The organism is Boseongicola sp. (genome assembly GCA_014075275.1).
Lineage (GTDB): Bacteria > Pseudomonadota > Alphaproteobacteria > Rhodobacterales > Rhodobacteraceae.
In genome coordinates this window covers 340,039-355,147 of record CP046179.1, presented here as the reverse complement: position 1 = coordinate 355,147, position 15,109 = coordinate 340,039, and the positions used below count along the sequence as shown (strand labels likewise).

Below are 15,109 nucleotides of genomic sequence, written 5' to 3'. Positions count from 1 at the left end.
AGGCTCAATTACGTTTGCTCCAACCCATACCACGGCAATGGACCAAACGGCGCCAAGCGCCACGCCAGCAAGCGATTTACGTTTTCCAATCAAGATGCTCGCATCTCGCGGATCAGTGACATGATATCTGCCGCCGCGGAAGGAATGTTCGTTCCAGGACCAAATATCGCCTTCACACCTGCAGATTTCAGGAATTCGTAATCTTGCTGCGGAATTACACCCCCACATATCACAAGAATATCGCTGGCATCTTGTTCGGCCAGTGCTTCGATCAGTTTTGGAGCAAGTGTTTTGTGCCCCGCAGCTTGCGAAGAAATACCAATTACGTGAACGTCGTTATCAACCGCGTCTTGTGCCGCTTCCTCCGGCGTTTGAAACAGCGGACCGACATCAACGTCAAAACCGATGTCAGCAAAAGCAGTCGCAATTACTTTGGCACCCCTGTCGTGGCCATCTTGGCCCATCTTTACGACCAGCATTCGCGGACGGCGGCCTTCTTCTTCGGCGAAGTGCTCAACGTCTTTTTGAATAGCGGCAAAACCCTCGTCACCTTCGTATGCCGCCCCGTAGACTCCCGCCAATGTTTTGACTTCGGCGCGGTGCCGTCCGAATACCTTTTCCATTGCCATTGAAATTTCTCCTACAGTGGCGCGCGCACGCGCTGCCTCGACGGCTGCGGCAAGAAGATTGCCACCCTTGCTTGTGGTCTGCTCCAAATTGCGAAGCGCCGTTTCGCATGACGCTTGGTCACGTGTTGAACGGATTTGTTCCAACCGCTCAACCTGAGCCTCGCGAACCTTGACGTTGTCCACATCAAGGATGTCGATTGGGTCTTCTTTGTCCTTGCGGTATTTATTGACGCCGACAATCACTTCTTCACCGCGATCAATCATCGCTTGCCGCCGCGCCGCGCTCTCTTCAATCTGCAATTTGGGCATGCCCGACGCGACTGCTTTGGTCATTCCACCCAGTTCCTCGACTTCCTCAATCAAAGCCCAGGCTTTTTCTGCGAGATCAGCGGTCAAAGATTCGACGTAGTAGGAGCCAGCAAGTGGATCCACGACATTGGTGATCCCGGTTTCTTCTTGCAGAATAAGCTGCGTGTTTCGCGCAATTCGCGCCGAGAAATCCGTTGGCAATGCTATTGCTTCGTCCAAAGCGTTCGTATGCAGCGACTGGGTTCCACCCAAAACCGCGCTCATCGCCTCATAAGCAGTTCGCACGACATTGTTGTACGGGTCCTGCTCTTGCAACGACACACCGCTGGTCTGACAATGAGTTCGCAACATGCTGGATCGAGGGTTCTTCGGCTCGAATTCTTCCATGATCCGCGACCACAGCAACCGAGCGGCCCGCAATTTGGCCGCTTCCATGAAGAAATTCATTCCGATGGCAAAGAAAAAGCTTAACCGGCCTGCAAACTTGTCGACATCCATTCCCCGAGCAATGGCAGTCCGCACGTATTCACGACCGTCCGCTAAAGTGAAAGCAAGCTCCTGCACCAGGTTCGCGCCAGCCTCTTGCATGTGGTAGCCGGAAATCGAGATCGAGTTAAATTTCGGCATAGATTCGGATGTGTATTCGATGATATCTGCGACAATCCGCATCGAGGGTTCAGGTGGGTAAACATAGGTGTTGCGCACCATGAACTCTTTCAAAATATCATTCTGAATGGTCCCTGCAAGCAACGACTTGTCGTGGCCCTGCTCTTCTCCAGCGACAATGAAACTTGCCAAAATTGGAATGACAGCACCGTTCATAGTCATGGAAACCGTGACTTGTTCCAACGGAATGCCATCGAAGAGGATTTTCATGTCCTCGACACTGTCTATTGCGACACCGGCTTTACCGACATCTCCAACAACACGCGGGTGATCGCTGTCATATCCGCGATGTGTCGCCAGATCGAACGCGACACTGACGCCCTGCTGCCCGGCAGCCAGATTTCGGCGGTAAAAGGCGTTTGATTCTTCGGCCGTAGAGAACCCGGCGTATTGCCGGATCGTCCAAGGACGACCGGCATACATGGTTGCCTTCACCCCACGAGTGAACGGTGCATAGCCCGGAGTAGACCCCATATGGCCCAATCCGGCCAAATCGTCCTCTGAGTAGTGCGGCTTCACCCGAATACCTTCAAGTGTTTCCCATTCAATGTCTGAAACTCCGCGTCCGCGAAGTTCTTTTTCAGCGAGTGACTTCCAATCGCTCATTGAAAACTCTCCTTAATGCACTTGGTTTTGCTGAAAACTCTGTGACCAAGCATCAATACCCTTAGATTTCCGGAAAAACGGCATATATTCCATTCAGATGGAGGACGAATATTGCGCCCAGAACTGAGATATATCTTTGCTACTATGGCTTTTCTTGCACCTGTTGCAGCATCGGCGGCGGATGGTTCGGTCACGGACCTGTCCCCTGTCGAGGCTTGGAAAGCTGACCGAACGATCATTTTGGAAGCAGAAGACATTGATCTCGACGATTTCATGTGGCTTGCCCGTGCCGTTATCGTCTTTGCTGATACAGACGCTGATCCTGCGTACGACCGCCAGCTTACATTGCTCCAAGAACGCATCGATGAACTGGCTGAGAGGGACGTTGTCTTAATCACCGATACAACACGATCCGAACCCAGTGCATTGCGCAAGAAACTCCGCCCGCGCGGATTCATGCTAACAGTCATTGGCAAGGACGGCGGTGTGAAACTGCGCAAGCCGGTTCCATGGAGCGTTCGTGAGCTGTCACGTTCCATCGACAAGATACCGCTCAGAAAGCAGGAAATTCGCGAACGACGCGAGCAGGCGGAATAGGCAACAGCTTTCATTTGACTTCACCCGAAAATTCGAACGAAGCACGTTCGGGTAAGTTTTGCTGCCAATCCATGATCGCACTCGTCAACTTGGGCACATCTGCTGAGCTCGATGCATAAAAGGCAACTTCGTAGTCGCCAATGAACGCTAAAGGCACATCCGTTGTAAGGGTTCCAAGCCGTGTCCATTCTGGCGAAACGGCATTTTCAAACCAGCGGTCGTAAATCATGATCAAAGAGACATCCTTGTCGTCTGTCAGATCCCTTGCCCAACCGTCTGGTGCCTGTTCTGACAAACGCGTCTCCAATGCCTCGGCCGAGGCAAGCCCCCATAGGTCCAGCACGTAATTTGGGTTTTGCCATGTGACGTGACCCAGATCATTCACGGCAATATTTCCAATGTCTGACTGCTTGGCCAGACGACCCATCTCTTTTTGCTGTAGCTGCATGGCGGCGATGTTCCAGCTGTGTCGAACGATTGTGTGGGGCAAGTAGGTTGCGATACCTGCCGCAAGAGCCAGTCCAAGGGCGGCAATCTGCAATGAGCGGGACAGCCCCATTAACAGCAACGGCAGCGTCGCCATTAGCGAAATCAAAATGTAAATCTCGTACCGATCCATCCACCCGATGGATGCCAGCATCAAATGTGCCAGACTCGACGCGGCTATTGCAAATCCGAACAGTGCCCGGTCAGTCGACCGCAAGGCTGCAACAAGGGCAGCCAGTGCCACAGCAAGCGTCGCCCAACCCAACAGATTTCCGCCGTAGGTACCAAGGTTTGCAACGAGCTTGCCAATAACACCCTGATTTCCCACAGCGCCCTCGGCCAACTTTGCCGTCACAGAGTTGGGGATTGGTCCCAACCCCATCGAAACTAAAAAACTCGAAAATGCTGCCAGCGGGGCAATCCCGAGACCCATCAAAGCAATACCTACGCGCGGCGCACCCGTAATCATCACAACCCCAGCTGCGGCCATCGACAAGGCCAGACCTTCAGGGCGCAAGGCAGGGGAAAGGAAAATGCCCAGTATCAACCACCAGGTCATCCGGCGATCTTCCACCCACAGCCACAGTCCAAACACGATCATCAGGCTGGCCACACCATGCGCCATGTTTTCCATGCCTGTATAGGCCGACACATACATATTGAACGCCAACGGTGCCAATGCGGCGAATGCTACTCCAATCGCACCTATCCCGGCTCTGGCGACCAATGCCCCAAATAACGTCCCCGCTGCGGCCACTGATATCAGGTTGTAGATCAACGGTAGTAATCGCTGAAGTTCACTTCCCGCAAAAGGAGTTAACAACAGTGGATAAAGTGGCGAAGAAGCCGCAGACGCGAACTCAGATGAATTCACCCCATAGTGGCCAGCGGCAATCTGCTCGGCGACAGCAAGATGAATATAAACATCATCTAGCGGATACTCATATCCACCGCCTGCGCGTGCCATCGCGAACGCATTGAGTGTTGCAAAGGCAATCAACGCACCAATGGCGCCTGCCCAAGCAGTTCCGCTGGAATAATTCTTGTCGATTTGCTCTGTCACTCAAATTCCATGATGACTTCGTCAACTTGCAGACTGTCGCCAATCGACACGTTGACCTTGGCAACAACGCCCGTTTTTTCGGCCCGCAATATGTTTTCCATTTTCATCGCCTCGACCGTACAAAGCGCCTGTCCCTGTTGAACCTGCTGCCCTTCTGAAACGGCCAGACCGACAATTAGACCTGGCATAGGGCACAGCAACAACTTGGAAGTATCTGGCGGGGTTTTTTCGGGCATCCTTGCGAAAAGATGCGCCTGCCGCGGGCTCTGCACCTTAACATCCATGTCGGCGCCACGGTAGCGAATGCGGTAACCGCGCGATAATTTGTCAACCTTCAGGATCAGCTTCGTGTCTCCAAAAAACTCGAGTTGACCTTCGGTTCGGTTCTCTTCGTGGACGCGTGCGAGGCTTGCACCGGGTTTCCAGCCCAAATTTACATCAATAGGCGTCTTGTCATCCCATATTGTGATTGCTTCCGGTGTCTCAGGGTCTGGATCAACAAAGTTAAACTCATCAGGTTCGATGACCACGCAAAATGTGAACTCTGCAGAACCCAGGTCAACGACATAAGAGAAGTTCAAGTCAGCTCTTCGTTCTGACATTTGTCCGCTAATACAAGCGTCCCGGCGATCCGATACGAACTGCATTGCCGCCACCGCCTCGGCAATTTCGCGCAACTCTTTATCGGAAAGTTTGACGCCCTCAAAACCATCTGGATACTCTTCTTCGATGAATGCAGTCGTCATGTCACCGGAAACAAATTTCGGGTGGTCCATAACCGCCGCCAGAAACGGCAAATTGTGACCAATTCCCTCAATTTCAAACTTGTCTAATGCGCCGCGCATTTCTTCGATAGCTTGCTCTCGGGTTGGGGCCCAAGTGCAAAGCTTGGCGATCATCGGATCGTAGAACATACTGATCTCGCCGCCCTCGAACACGCCTGTATCGTTGCGAACGGCGCGCGTATCCTCGGAAATTTCGACAGGTGGACGGTATCGCGTCAGGCGCCCGATTGACGGCAGGAAACCACGATAGGGATCTTCGGCATAAAGTCGATTTTCGATTGCCCAGCCGTTGATGCCGATGTCGTCTTGATCAAACTCTAATTTCTCTCCGGCGGCCACCCGGATCATCTGCTCGACCAGATCGATCCCGGTGATCAGCTCTGTCACCGGATGTTCGACCTGCAAGCGCGTATTCATTTCCAGAAAGTAGAAGTTTTTCTCGCCATCGACGATGAATTCAACCGTGCCCGCACTGGTATAACCCACGGCAGCAGCCAAATCGCACGCTTGCTTGCCCATTGCTGCGCGTGTTGCCTCATCCAAGAAAGGCGAGGGCGCTTCTTCCACGACTTTTTGGTTCCGACGTTGAATCGAGCACTCGCGCTCGTTCAAATACAACGTGTTACCGTGCGCGTCCGCCAACACCTGAATTTCGATGTGACGCGGTTGAGTTACAAACTTCTCGATGAAAATCCTGTCGTCGCCAAAGCTATTCGCGGCTTCATTCTTAGAACTTTGAAAACCCTCGCGCGCTTCGTCATCGTTCCAGGCGATCCGCATGCCTTTGCCGCCGCCGCCAGCGCTTGCTTTGATCATCACAGGATAGCCAACTTGGTTGCTGATCTTTACTGCTTCGTCGGCGTCGACGATCAATCCCATGTAACCCGGCACGGTCGACACACCGGCTTCCTGAGCGATCTTTTTCGAGGTTATCTTGTCTCCCATAGACTCGATGGCACCTTTCGGTGGGCCTATGAAGGCAACACCAGCGGCCTCAAGAGCTTCAGCGAATTTCGGGTTCTCGGACAGAAATCCATAGCCGGGATGAACAGCCTCGGCCCCAGTCTGTTTTATCGCCTCCATGACCTTATCGATAACGATATAGGATTGGTTGGCGGGCGGTGGTCCAATGTGAACAGCCTCATCAGCCATTCGTACGTGCAGGGCCTCTTCATCAGCGTCTGAGTAGACAGCAACGGTTTCGATGCCCATTTTCTTGGCTGTTTTGATGACCCGACATGCGATTTCACCACGGTTGGCAATCAGTATCTTCTTGAACATCAGGCTTCCCCTATTCCCGACTGCACCCAAATGCGCAAAAAACAACCGTCCGGTCGCAAAACCGGACGGTCTAAAGTGTTGTTAATGCCTTGCGGCTCTAGCCGATCAGATGTCGTTAGCAAGCGCACCAGCTGCAGCGCCGACGGCGGCACCCGAGATGCATTCGCCTTCCTCAAAAACTTCGCCAGCCGCGCAGCCAATTGCGGCACCGACGATAGCCCTTTCAAGATCGCTGCCTTGATTACAGGCCACCAATCCGAACGCTGCTGCAACCAGCAACCAATATGGTTTATTTCGCATGTATCTTCGCCTCTCTCAGGGAATTTTGCACACCCCCTGGCACCTTGCATCACATGGCAGCCAAATTTTGCAATCTTTTCGCGTGCTTCAAGCCAATTTTCGGCGATAGCTCGCTCAATCGAATGCAAAAACAGCGGCCTGGCCCGACGATCCGGGCCAAGCCGCCTTAAGGGGGAAGGGTAACAGTAGTGACGTTTGCAGACACCAGTCTTTGTGAAGGGATGTGCCTGCAAAAAAACAGTATGACGAGTCAACAGGGCTACAAAGACAGCACCGATAGGACGACTAAAACTGGCAGTGCGCCGCCAAATTACGTATCCGGTCGGCAAAATCATGCCACTATGCTTCCATCAAAGGCTTCTGGAAACGATGCCCGCGCCTGTGCTTCATCAATGACAAGCAGTGCCGTGTAACTTTCGGGATCGAATGGGTCCTCTGCCGGAACGACTTCTCGCCCAAACAGCCAACTTAGACGTCCCGCATCGAGGTTTCCGCGTTCGAATGGCTCGTCACCAAAATAGTCCCAAAGGCAGGCCATGAAACCCGCATCAGCCCGACGATCGGCTGGCCGACGATCCGCATGACGCTCGCGTTGAACCATCCGGGTTACACCGCGGGGATTGGCTCGTCTAATTGTGAATTGAGAATCGGTCCCTGGAAGTCGGCCGGGAAAGCCCTTGTATTTCAGCACGATGCCACCTCTGTATCGGTAGCAAGCTGTATTTGCCGGGCGCAATCAGCGCCCGGCAAAAAAGATGTATTACATCTTGTCCATTGTCGGTTCTTCCATGACCGGCTCTTCAACAACGACAACTTCTTCTTGCTGTGCGCAAGCAGTGACGATTGTGAACAGGCCCAGGGCCAGAAGCGTTTTAATTGTGGTCGACATAACTGCCTCCTTAGATTACTAGGGGCTGCCTTCATAGCCCAGCCCGAGTGTATTTTGTCCGCAGCAGCTTTTTGGGCTGATACTGATCGCGACGTTTGCACACTTGTCCCGTCAAGGACAAGCCCACATGCGCCCGATATCCGCTCAATACCGTTATTCGGCGAAAGATTTAGGCTTTCGGGCCACATTCCGCAGGTTCTGGGCTGTGTGTGACTATGCTGCATCATCATAGCGGGATGTTGTCGTGTTTCTTCCACGGGTTGCTTAGCTTCTTTGAGTGAAGGGAAGCAAAGGCGCGCGCAACGCGCCGTCGTGTAGAATGAGGCATGATGACTTCGTCGATGAATCCGCGTTCGGCAGCACGAAACGGGTTAGCGAACTTGGCCTCATAATCTTCCGTCCGCGCCGCAATCTTCTCTGGGTCACCCAATTCGGCGCGATACAATATTTCGGTGGCACCCTTAGCACCCATCACGGCTATCTGAGCCGTTGGCCAAGCATAGTTAAAATCGCCGCGTAGATGCTTTGAGGACATAACATCATACGCCCCGCCATACGCCTTGCGCGTGATGACTGTGACTTTTGGCACCGTCGCTTCGCCGTAGGCGAACAGCAGCTTCGCGCCATGCTTAATGACACCACCATATTCCTGACTTGTACCAGGCAAAAATCCGGGCACATCCACCAAAGTTAGAATCGGTATTTCGAAGGCATCACAGAAACGGACAAACCGCGCCGCCTTGCGACTGGAATCGATATCCAAAACACCCGCCAAAACCATCGGTTGGTTGGCGACAACTCCAACGGTTGATCCATCGATCCGGACAAACCCTGTGATAATGTTTGCGGCAAAATCTTCTTGGATTTCATAGAAATCGCCCTCGTCAGCAATCTTGTGGATGAGTTCTTTCATGTCGTAGGGCTGGTTCGGGTTTTTCGGAACCAAGGTATCAAGGCTTTCTTCAATTCGGGTTGCCTCGTCGAACGACGGCCGAACCGGTGGTTTTTCCCGGTTTGAAAGCGGAAGGAAATCAACCAATCGCCGAACCTCGGCCAAGGCTTCCACATCATCAGAAAATGCACCGTCAGCGACCGAACTTTTCTTTGTGTGAGTGCTGGCACCACCCAGTTCTTCTGCCGTTACGACCTCGTTCGTCACAGTTTTTACGACGTCCGGCCCGGTTACGAACATGTAAGAACTGTCTTTGACCATGAAGATGAAGTCGGTCATGGCAGGTGAATAAACTGCGCCGCCCGCGCATGGCCCCATGATCACACTGATTTGTGGGATCACTCCAGAGGCCATGATGTTGCGCTGAAAAACTTCAGCATAACCCGCCAAAGAGGCGACGCCCTCTTGGATGCGCGCGCCGCCGGAATCATTCAAACCAATGACAGGCGCACCGTTTTGCATCGCCATGTCCATGATTTTGCAAATCTTCTTTGCATGAGTTTCGCTCAACGATCCTCCGAAAACCGTGAAATCCTGGCTGAAAACATAGACCATTCGGCCATTAATTGTGCCCCAACCTGTAACAACCCCATCACCAGCAGGCTTGGATTCATCCATGCCGAAATCTGTGGCCCGATGGGTGACAAACATATCGAATTCTTCAAACGAACCCTGATCCAAAAGAAGTTCGACACGTTCACGGGCTGTCAACTTTCCCTTGGCATGCTGGGCCTCGACGCGTTTTTTCCCACCGCCAGCGCGCGCCGCAGCACGGCGGCTTTCCAGTTCTGCTAGAATGTCTGTCATCAAGGCCTCCACAACTTTCGCCGGAGATATCTTGCGCAGCATCAAAATCATAGCAATATTCAGCAAATTTGCAAATTTTGCGAACCATAACTCCGTAAAATTGCGAAGTTGCTAATTCTTGAAAATCGCAATGTCCCTTAGTGGACAGTCTAGCAGAGCGGGCGTAGGTCTGCTTGATGTCCCGACACCTGAAGGTCCGCTTCATGGACCGCACCACACCGCCCCATATACTTACGCTTGTTCTACTGTCTGGACTTGGCGCTATGAGTATGAGCGCTTTTCTTCCTTCATTGCCCAGCATGACGGCCTACTTCGACACCGACTATGGGATCATGCAACTTTCGGTGTCGCTCTATCTGGCGATGGTAGCTGTTCTTCAGTTGATTTTCGGTCCGCTGAGCGACAGATTCGGAAGGCGCTCAATATCCGTGGTTGCAGTGGGAATTTTCACCGTCGCATCGCTTGGATGCATGGTCGCGCCAAACATCGAGGCTTTTCTATTCTTTAGGATGCTCCAGGCAGTAGTCGCCGCCGGGCTGGTAATATCCCGGGCAATCGTCCGCGATATGGTCCCGCAAGAAGAGGCGGCGTCTATGATCGGCTATGTGACAATGGGTATGGCACTAATCCCAATGGTTGCTCCCATTCTTGGCGGGGCACTGGACGAAGCATTTAACTGGCAAGCTATTTTCTTGGCACTTTCGGTCGCGGGTTTGGGTGTATTTGTACTCTGTCACTATGATCTGGGCGAAACTTGGCAGGGCGAAGGCAAAACACTAGGCGAGCAGATCAAAGATTACCCTGAATTGCTGACATCACCGCGGTTTTGGGGGTATGCACTGGCCGCTGCCTTCGCCAGCGGTGCATTTTTTGCATTTCTCGGTGGCGCTCCTCTGATTGCATCTGACGTTTATGGGCTTTCCGCCGTCTGGGCTGGAGTTGGGTTCGGAGCACCGGCCATAGGCTATGTCGTGGGGAATGGGTTATCGGGACGGTATTCCGTCCAGTTCGGCATAAATTGGATGATAAAAACCGGCATTCTGGTTTCTGCGGCCGGATTGGCTGTCGCGATTTTACTGGTTGCGATGGGATACGACTCGGCGCTCATGTTCTTTGCCTTTTGTACATTTGTCGGGCTTGGGAATGGAATGGTCATCCCGAACTCCAGCGCCGGCATGCTATCCGTTCGGCCTCATCTTGCTGGGACGGCGTCAGGCCTTGGTGGGTCGCTCATGATCGGCGGCGGTGCTGCCATGTCGGTGCTGGCCGGTTTCGCGATGAAGTTGGGCGGAGGAAGTATGCCGCTGCTCATCATCATGACAGTAACGATGCTTCTGGCGCTTGTCGCAATAATTTATGTCATACGCCGCGAAAAGACACTGCAATCCCAGTAGGACTTGCCTGATTTGCCAATTCAAGCCACGATGTTTGCAAACTTGCAAACTGCCGAGGCACCATGGGCAATCAGAAACTCTATGCGGGCGCAAAACTGCGCGAGATCCGGTCACGTCAGAACCTCACACAGAAAGCCTTTGCCGCACGGCTGGGCGTCAGCCTTCCCTATGCCAACCAGATGGAAAATAACCAAAGGCCGATCAGCTCCACCGTCATTTTAGCCCTTGTTCAGGAATTCGGGTTTGATGTCAGTGAGCTGGCCGTCGGCGACAGTGAACGGATGGTCAGCGATCTGCGTGAGGCCCTTGCGGATCCGGTTTTCCAAGACACTTCAACGCCAATTGTCGATCTGAGGCTGGTCGCCTCAAACGCCCCGTCGTTGGCTAAGGCATTTCTAAAGATGCACCAGACCTATCGCCATGCAACTGAAAGACTTGCATCTTTGGACGAAGTTCTGGACAGCGGAAATGGACAACCTGCCCCCTCGCCGTGGGAAGAAGTCAGGGATTTCTTCCATTACTGCGACAACTATATTGATGCTGTCGACAAGGCCGCCGAAAACTTCGCTGGGGCGAATGACTCTGATGCCGCCATATCGACGGCCTTAGAAGACTTGGGGGTCTCGACCAGGGACTCCAAGGACCCAAGCGCGGTCCGAAGTTTTGATGCCAACCGTAAGATTCTTTTCTTGTCGGCCGCTGCGCCATCTTCAACTCGACGATTTCAAGCCTTGCACCAAATCGCCCTACTTGCGCACGAAGATCTCTTGGAGGCCACACTGGATCTGGCTCGCTTTCACAGCAATGACGCACGCGCCATCGCAAAGGTCGGCCTGGCTAACTATTTTGCTGGTGCCGCACAGATGCCCTACGGCACTTTTATTGATGCGGCGCTGGATACCTGACATGATCTCGAAAAGCTTTCGCGACAATTCGGAGCTTCGCTCGAGCAAGTTGCACATCGGCTTTCAACCCTTCAACGGTCCGGGGCAAAGGGCATCCCATTCTTCTTTGTACGGGTCGATCAGGCAGGCACAATCACCAAACGTCACTCTGCAACGCGACTGCAATTTGCGCGATATGGAGGCGGATGTCCTTTGTGGAATGTTCACAGCGTATTTGAAACTCCCGGTCAGTTTTTGAGGCAACTGGCGGAAACTCCGGATGGGGTGCGTTACCTTTGCCTTGCGCGTGACGTCAGTCAGGGTGGCGGTGCATGGCGCGCGCCGGTCCGACGCTATGCCATCGGACTGGGGTGCGAAATCAGCCATGCTGCAAATCTGGTTTACGCTGATGGATTGGATCTGTCAGATGCGGCCGCGTTTGATCCTATTGGCATATCGTGCCGAATTTGCGAGCGTCGGCACTGCCATCAACGTGCAGTTCCGCCTTTAGAACATTCGCTGACTATAGATCATAACCAGCGCGGCGTCTTGCCCTACAAGGTTGCCGACTGATCCGCGCGCTGAATAACCTCTTCCAGTGCATCCACAATCAACTGAAGACAATCGGGATCGGAAAAACGGTGATCAGCTCCCTTCACCAATGTTAGTCTCAAATCCGCTCCCTCAACGTGATTTAACAATCGCAAGGCAACAGGCATTTCTACATCGGTGTCTGCAGTGCCCTGTAAAAACCGAACAGGAAACAGCAGTTGCAAAGGATCGCGCAGAACCAACTGTTTGCGTCCGTCGTCGATCAATCGGCGTGTGATAATATAAGGTTCATCGGAGTAGTCAGACGGCAACTCAACCTGACCGTCGGCAAGCAGGGTTTGCCGCTGTTCGTCGCCGAAACTGGCCCACATGCTGTCTTCGGTGAAATCCGGCGCCGCCGCAATTGTCACCAACCCGGCAACCTTTTCCGAAACTGCCCGTGCGACCAAAAGCGATATCCACCCTCCCATTGACGATCCGACAAGGATTTGCGGACCCTCGGTCAGTACTTCGATGGCTGACATGGCATCCGTCGCCCATTGGCCGATTGATCCGTCCAGAAATTCGCCAGAGGAGTTACCGTGCCCGGAATAGTCAAATCGCAGAAATGCTCTGCCCTGCTCTTTCGCCCAATCCTCAAGATGGATGGCCTTTGTGCCTTCCTTATCAGACCGAAAACCACCCAGAAATACAATTCCAGGACCTGATCCAACCGTAAGATTATAGGCAATCTGATGAGTGCCCGTCTGATGAAATTGCTCGGCCACTTGCGCCTCCGTATCGATTTTGGCCACGCTAACGCATCGCTCGGGTGATGCAACCAAACCGCGTCTTAGCTGGCTTGATCGGCCTTGCGTTGACAATACGCGATCACACTGCCAAATGACCGTCATAACCCGCAATCGGGCGTTCCGTGGGCGCCAAACCGACGAGGAGCTAGGCCAATGGCCCAGATTTCCCTTACATTTCCTGACGGCAATTCACGCAACTATGACGCAGGCATTACTCCCGGCGAAATTGCTGCCGATATTTCGACATCGCTTGCCAAGAAGGCAATCAGTGCTTCGGTGAATGGCGAACACTGGGATCTTCAATGGCCGATCGACGCGAATGCAGCGATTGCCATCCACACCATGAAAGATGACGCTCCGGCTCTGGAACTGATCCGGCACGACCTTGCCCACATCATGGCGCGCGCGGTTCAGGAAATCTGGCCCGAAGTACAAGTGACAATCGGCCCCGTGATACAAAATGGCTGGTATTATGACTTTGACCGGGCTGAACCTTTTACGCCAGAAGACTTGGGCCAAATCGAAACCAAGATGAAGGAGATCATCAATTCCCGAGATCCTGTTCGAACAGAGATCTGGGAACGAGACGATGCAATCCTTCACTACAAGAAAAGCCATGAACCCTACAAAGTTGAGTTGATCGAAGCTATCCCCGGCACCGATCCGATCAGGATGTATTGGCACGGCGATTGGCAAGATCTTTGCCGTGGTCCGCATCTGCAACATACGGGTCAGGTTCCGGCAGACGCCTTTAAATTAATGTCTGTCGCGGGCGCCTACTGGCGCGGTGATAATGATCGCGCCATGTTGCAGCGGATTTATGGCGTCGCATTCAAGAACCGTGACGACCTGAAAAAACATCTGACGATGTTGGAAGAAGCCGCGAAACGCGACCATCGCCTGCTAGGGCGCGAGATGGACCTGTTCCATATGCAGGAAGAAGCGCCAGGTCAGATATTCTGGCATCCGAACGGCTGGACACTCTACACAGCCCTGCAGGACTTTATGCGTCGCCAACAGCGCGACGGTGGCTATCAGGAAATCAACACGCCTCAGATCTTGAACCGTACGTTCTGGGAGCAATCCGGGCACTGGGATAACTACGGCGAGAACATGTTTGTCGTAGAGGTTGAAGAAGAGCACGCTCGCGAGAAGGCGGTTAACGCTTTGAAACCTATGAATTGCCCCTGCCATGTTCAGGTATTTAACCATGGGCTTCGAAGCTATCGTGAGCTGCCATTGCGTTTGGCGGAGTTCGGATCTTGCTCGCGCTATGAGCCTTCAGGCGCTTTGCATGGCTTGATGCGCGTGCGCGGCTTTACACAAGATGACGGGCATATCTTTTGCACTGGCGAGCAAATCGAGGCCGAATGTGTGCGCTTTGTGGATTACTTGGAAGGCGTTTATCGCGATCTTGGTTTTGAGAAGTTCGACATCATGTTTTCGACACGGCCGGATAAACGCGTCGGCGAAGAAGCTGTTTGGGATCACGCCGAGGCAGCCCTTGAAGCAGCCGTAAAAGCAACTGGCCGGCCCTATATCGTCGACCCTGGCGAAGGCGCGTTTTACGGACCAAAGCTTGACATCAAACTTACTGACGCAATCGGTCGCGAGTGGCAGTGCGGAACGTTTCAGGTTGACCCAAACCTGCCCGAGAGACTGGGTGCTAATTACATCGGCGAAGACGGTGAAAAGCACCGCCCATTCATGCTGCATAGGGCGTGTCTTGGAAGTTTCGAACGGTTCCTAGGCATTCTAATTGAAAACTATGCCGGGCGCTTCCCTCTATGGTTGGCACCGCGTCAAGTTGTTGTTGCCTCGATCGTTTCGGATGCCGATGCGTATGTGAAAGAAGTGGTTGAAACTTTGCGCTCGGCGGGCATTCGTGCTGAAGCAGATATTCGCAACGAGAAGATTAACTATAAAATTCGCGAGCATTCTGTCGGGAAAGTTCCTGTCATTCTGGCCATCGGTCAGAGAGAAGTTGCAGAGCGCACAGTAACGCTGCGCAGACTTGGCGAAAAGCAAACTAAAGTTGTCGATCTTGAAAGTGTCATCGCAGATTTGACTCAGGAAGCTACTCCGCCAGATATCGCGCGCAAAAGCTGATCAATCGGC

At 53.1% G+C, this 15,109-nt stretch carries 10 protein-coding genes and 1 pseudogene; 4 read left to right on the top strand and 7 right to left on the bottom strand.

The window, feature by feature from the left end; genetic code table 11:
- Positions 1-89: 89 nt before the first annotated feature.
- Complete coding sequence (scpA, locus tag GKR98_01875; protein QMU57056.1) at positions 90-2,210, bottom strand: methylmalonyl-CoA mutase; 2,121 nt, start codon at positions 2,208-2,210, stop codon at positions 90-92.
- 144 nt (positions 2,211-2,354) lie between these two features.
- Between scpA and GKR98_01870 the strand changes: the two genes are divergently transcribed.
- Positions 2,355-2,807, top strand: a complete 453-nt coding sequence (locus tag GKR98_01870; GenBank protein QMU57055.1) for a DUF4174 domain-containing protein — start codon at positions 2,355-2,357, stop codon at positions 2,805-2,807.
- A gap of 10 nt (positions 2,808-2,817) precedes the next feature.
- On the opposite strand, the gene GKR98_01865 is transcribed toward GKR98_01870, so the two are convergent.
- The 5 genes from GKR98_01865 to GKR98_01845 form a co-directional block, all read right to left on the bottom strand.
- Entirely contained in the window at positions 2,818-4,356 is a 1,539-nt protein-coding gene (locus GKR98_01865; GenBank protein QMU57054.1) for a hypothetical protein, read from the bottom strand.
- Positions 4,353-6,422: an acetyl-CoA carboxylase biotin carboxylase subunit gene (locus GKR98_01860; GenBank protein ID QMU57053.1), complete on the bottom strand. Its 2,070-nt coding sequence runs from the start codon at positions 6,420-6,422 to the stop codon at positions 4,353-4,355. The genes GKR98_01865 and GKR98_01860 overlap by 4 nt, the downstream gene beginning before the upstream one ends.
- Before the next feature lie 105 nt (positions 6,423-6,527).
- Positions 6,528-6,722 (bottom strand): hypothetical protein, encoded by a 195-nt coding sequence (locus tag GKR98_01855; GenBank protein ID QMU57052.1) that lies wholly within the window; start codon positions 6,720-6,722, stop codon positions 6,528-6,530.
- Between the two features lie 331 nt (positions 6,723-7,053).
- Positions 7,054-7,413, bottom strand: coding sequence for a hypothetical protein (locus GKR98_01850; protein ID QMU57051.1), 360 nt, complete (start codon positions 7,411-7,413; stop codon positions 7,054-7,056).
- Positions 7,414-7,837: 424 nt separating this feature from the next.
- Positions 7,838-9,370 carry a methylmalonyl-CoA carboxyltransferase gene (locus GKR98_01845; protein ID QMU57050.1) on the bottom strand — a complete coding sequence of 511 codons (1,533 nt, stop codon included), beginning with the start codon at positions 9,368-9,370 and terminating at the stop codon, positions 7,838-7,840.
- A gap of 176 nt (positions 9,371-9,546) precedes the next feature.
- Here GKR98_01845 and GKR98_01840 point away from each other — a divergent pair, with 176 nt between their 5' ends.
- Positions 9,547-10,764, top strand: coding sequence for a Bcr/CflA family efflux MFS transporter (locus GKR98_01840; GenBank protein ID QMU57049.1), 1,218 nt, complete (start codon positions 9,547-9,549; stop codon positions 10,762-10,764).
- A gap of 62 nt (positions 10,765-10,826) precedes the next feature.
- Positions 10,827-12,221 (top strand): annotated as a pseudogene (locus GKR98_01835) (ImmA/IrrE family metallo-endopeptidase).
- Here the strand turns inward: GKR98_01835 and GKR98_01830 are convergent.
- Positions 12,203-13,093, bottom strand: a complete 891-nt coding sequence (locus GKR98_01830; protein ID QMU57048.1) for an alpha/beta fold hydrolase — start codon at positions 13,091-13,093, stop codon at positions 12,203-12,205. The pseudogene GKR98_01835 and the gene GKR98_01830 overlap by 19 nt on opposite strands.
- 51 nt (positions 13,094-13,144) lie before the next feature.
- Between GKR98_01830 and thrS the strand changes: the two genes are divergently transcribed.
- Positions 13,145-15,100 (top strand): threonine--tRNA ligase, encoded by a 1,956-nt coding sequence (thrS, locus tag GKR98_01825; protein QMU57047.1) that lies wholly within the window; start codon positions 13,145-13,147, stop codon positions 15,098-15,100.
- The last annotated feature ends 9 nt before the right edge of the window (positions 15,101-15,109 follow it).

Bases quoted from the DNA above. Each gene is read 5' to 3' on its own strand.
- scpA (QMU57056.1), bottom strand. From the start codon at position 2,210: ATGAGCGATTGGAAGTCACTCGCTGAAAAAGAACTTCGCGGACGCGGA.
- GKR98_01870 (QMU57055.1), top strand. From the start codon at position 2,355: ATGGCTTTTCTTGCACCTGTTGCAGCATCGGCGGCGGATGGTTCGGTC.
- GKR98_01860 (QMU57053.1), bottom strand. From the start codon at position 6,422: ATGTTCAAGAAGATACTGATTGCCAACCGTGGTGAAATCGCATGTCGG.
- GKR98_01855 (QMU57052.1), bottom strand. From the start codon at position 6,722: ATGCGAAATAAACCATATTGGTTGCTGGTTGCAGCAGCGTTCGGATTG.
- GKR98_01845 (QMU57050.1), bottom strand. From the start codon at position 9,370: ATGACAGACATTCTAGCAGAACTGGAAAGCCGCCGTGCTGCGGCGCGC.
- GKR98_01840 (QMU57049.1), top strand. From the start codon at position 9,547: ATGTCCCGACACCTGAAGGTCCGCTTCATGGACCGCACCACACCGCCC.
- GKR98_01830 (QMU57048.1), bottom strand. From the start codon at position 13,093: ATGACGGTCATTTGGCAGTGTGATCGCGTATTGTCAACGCAAGGCCGA.
- thrS (QMU57047.1), top strand. From the start codon at position 13,145: ATGGCCCAGATTTCCCTTACATTTCCTGACGGCAATTCACGCAACTAT.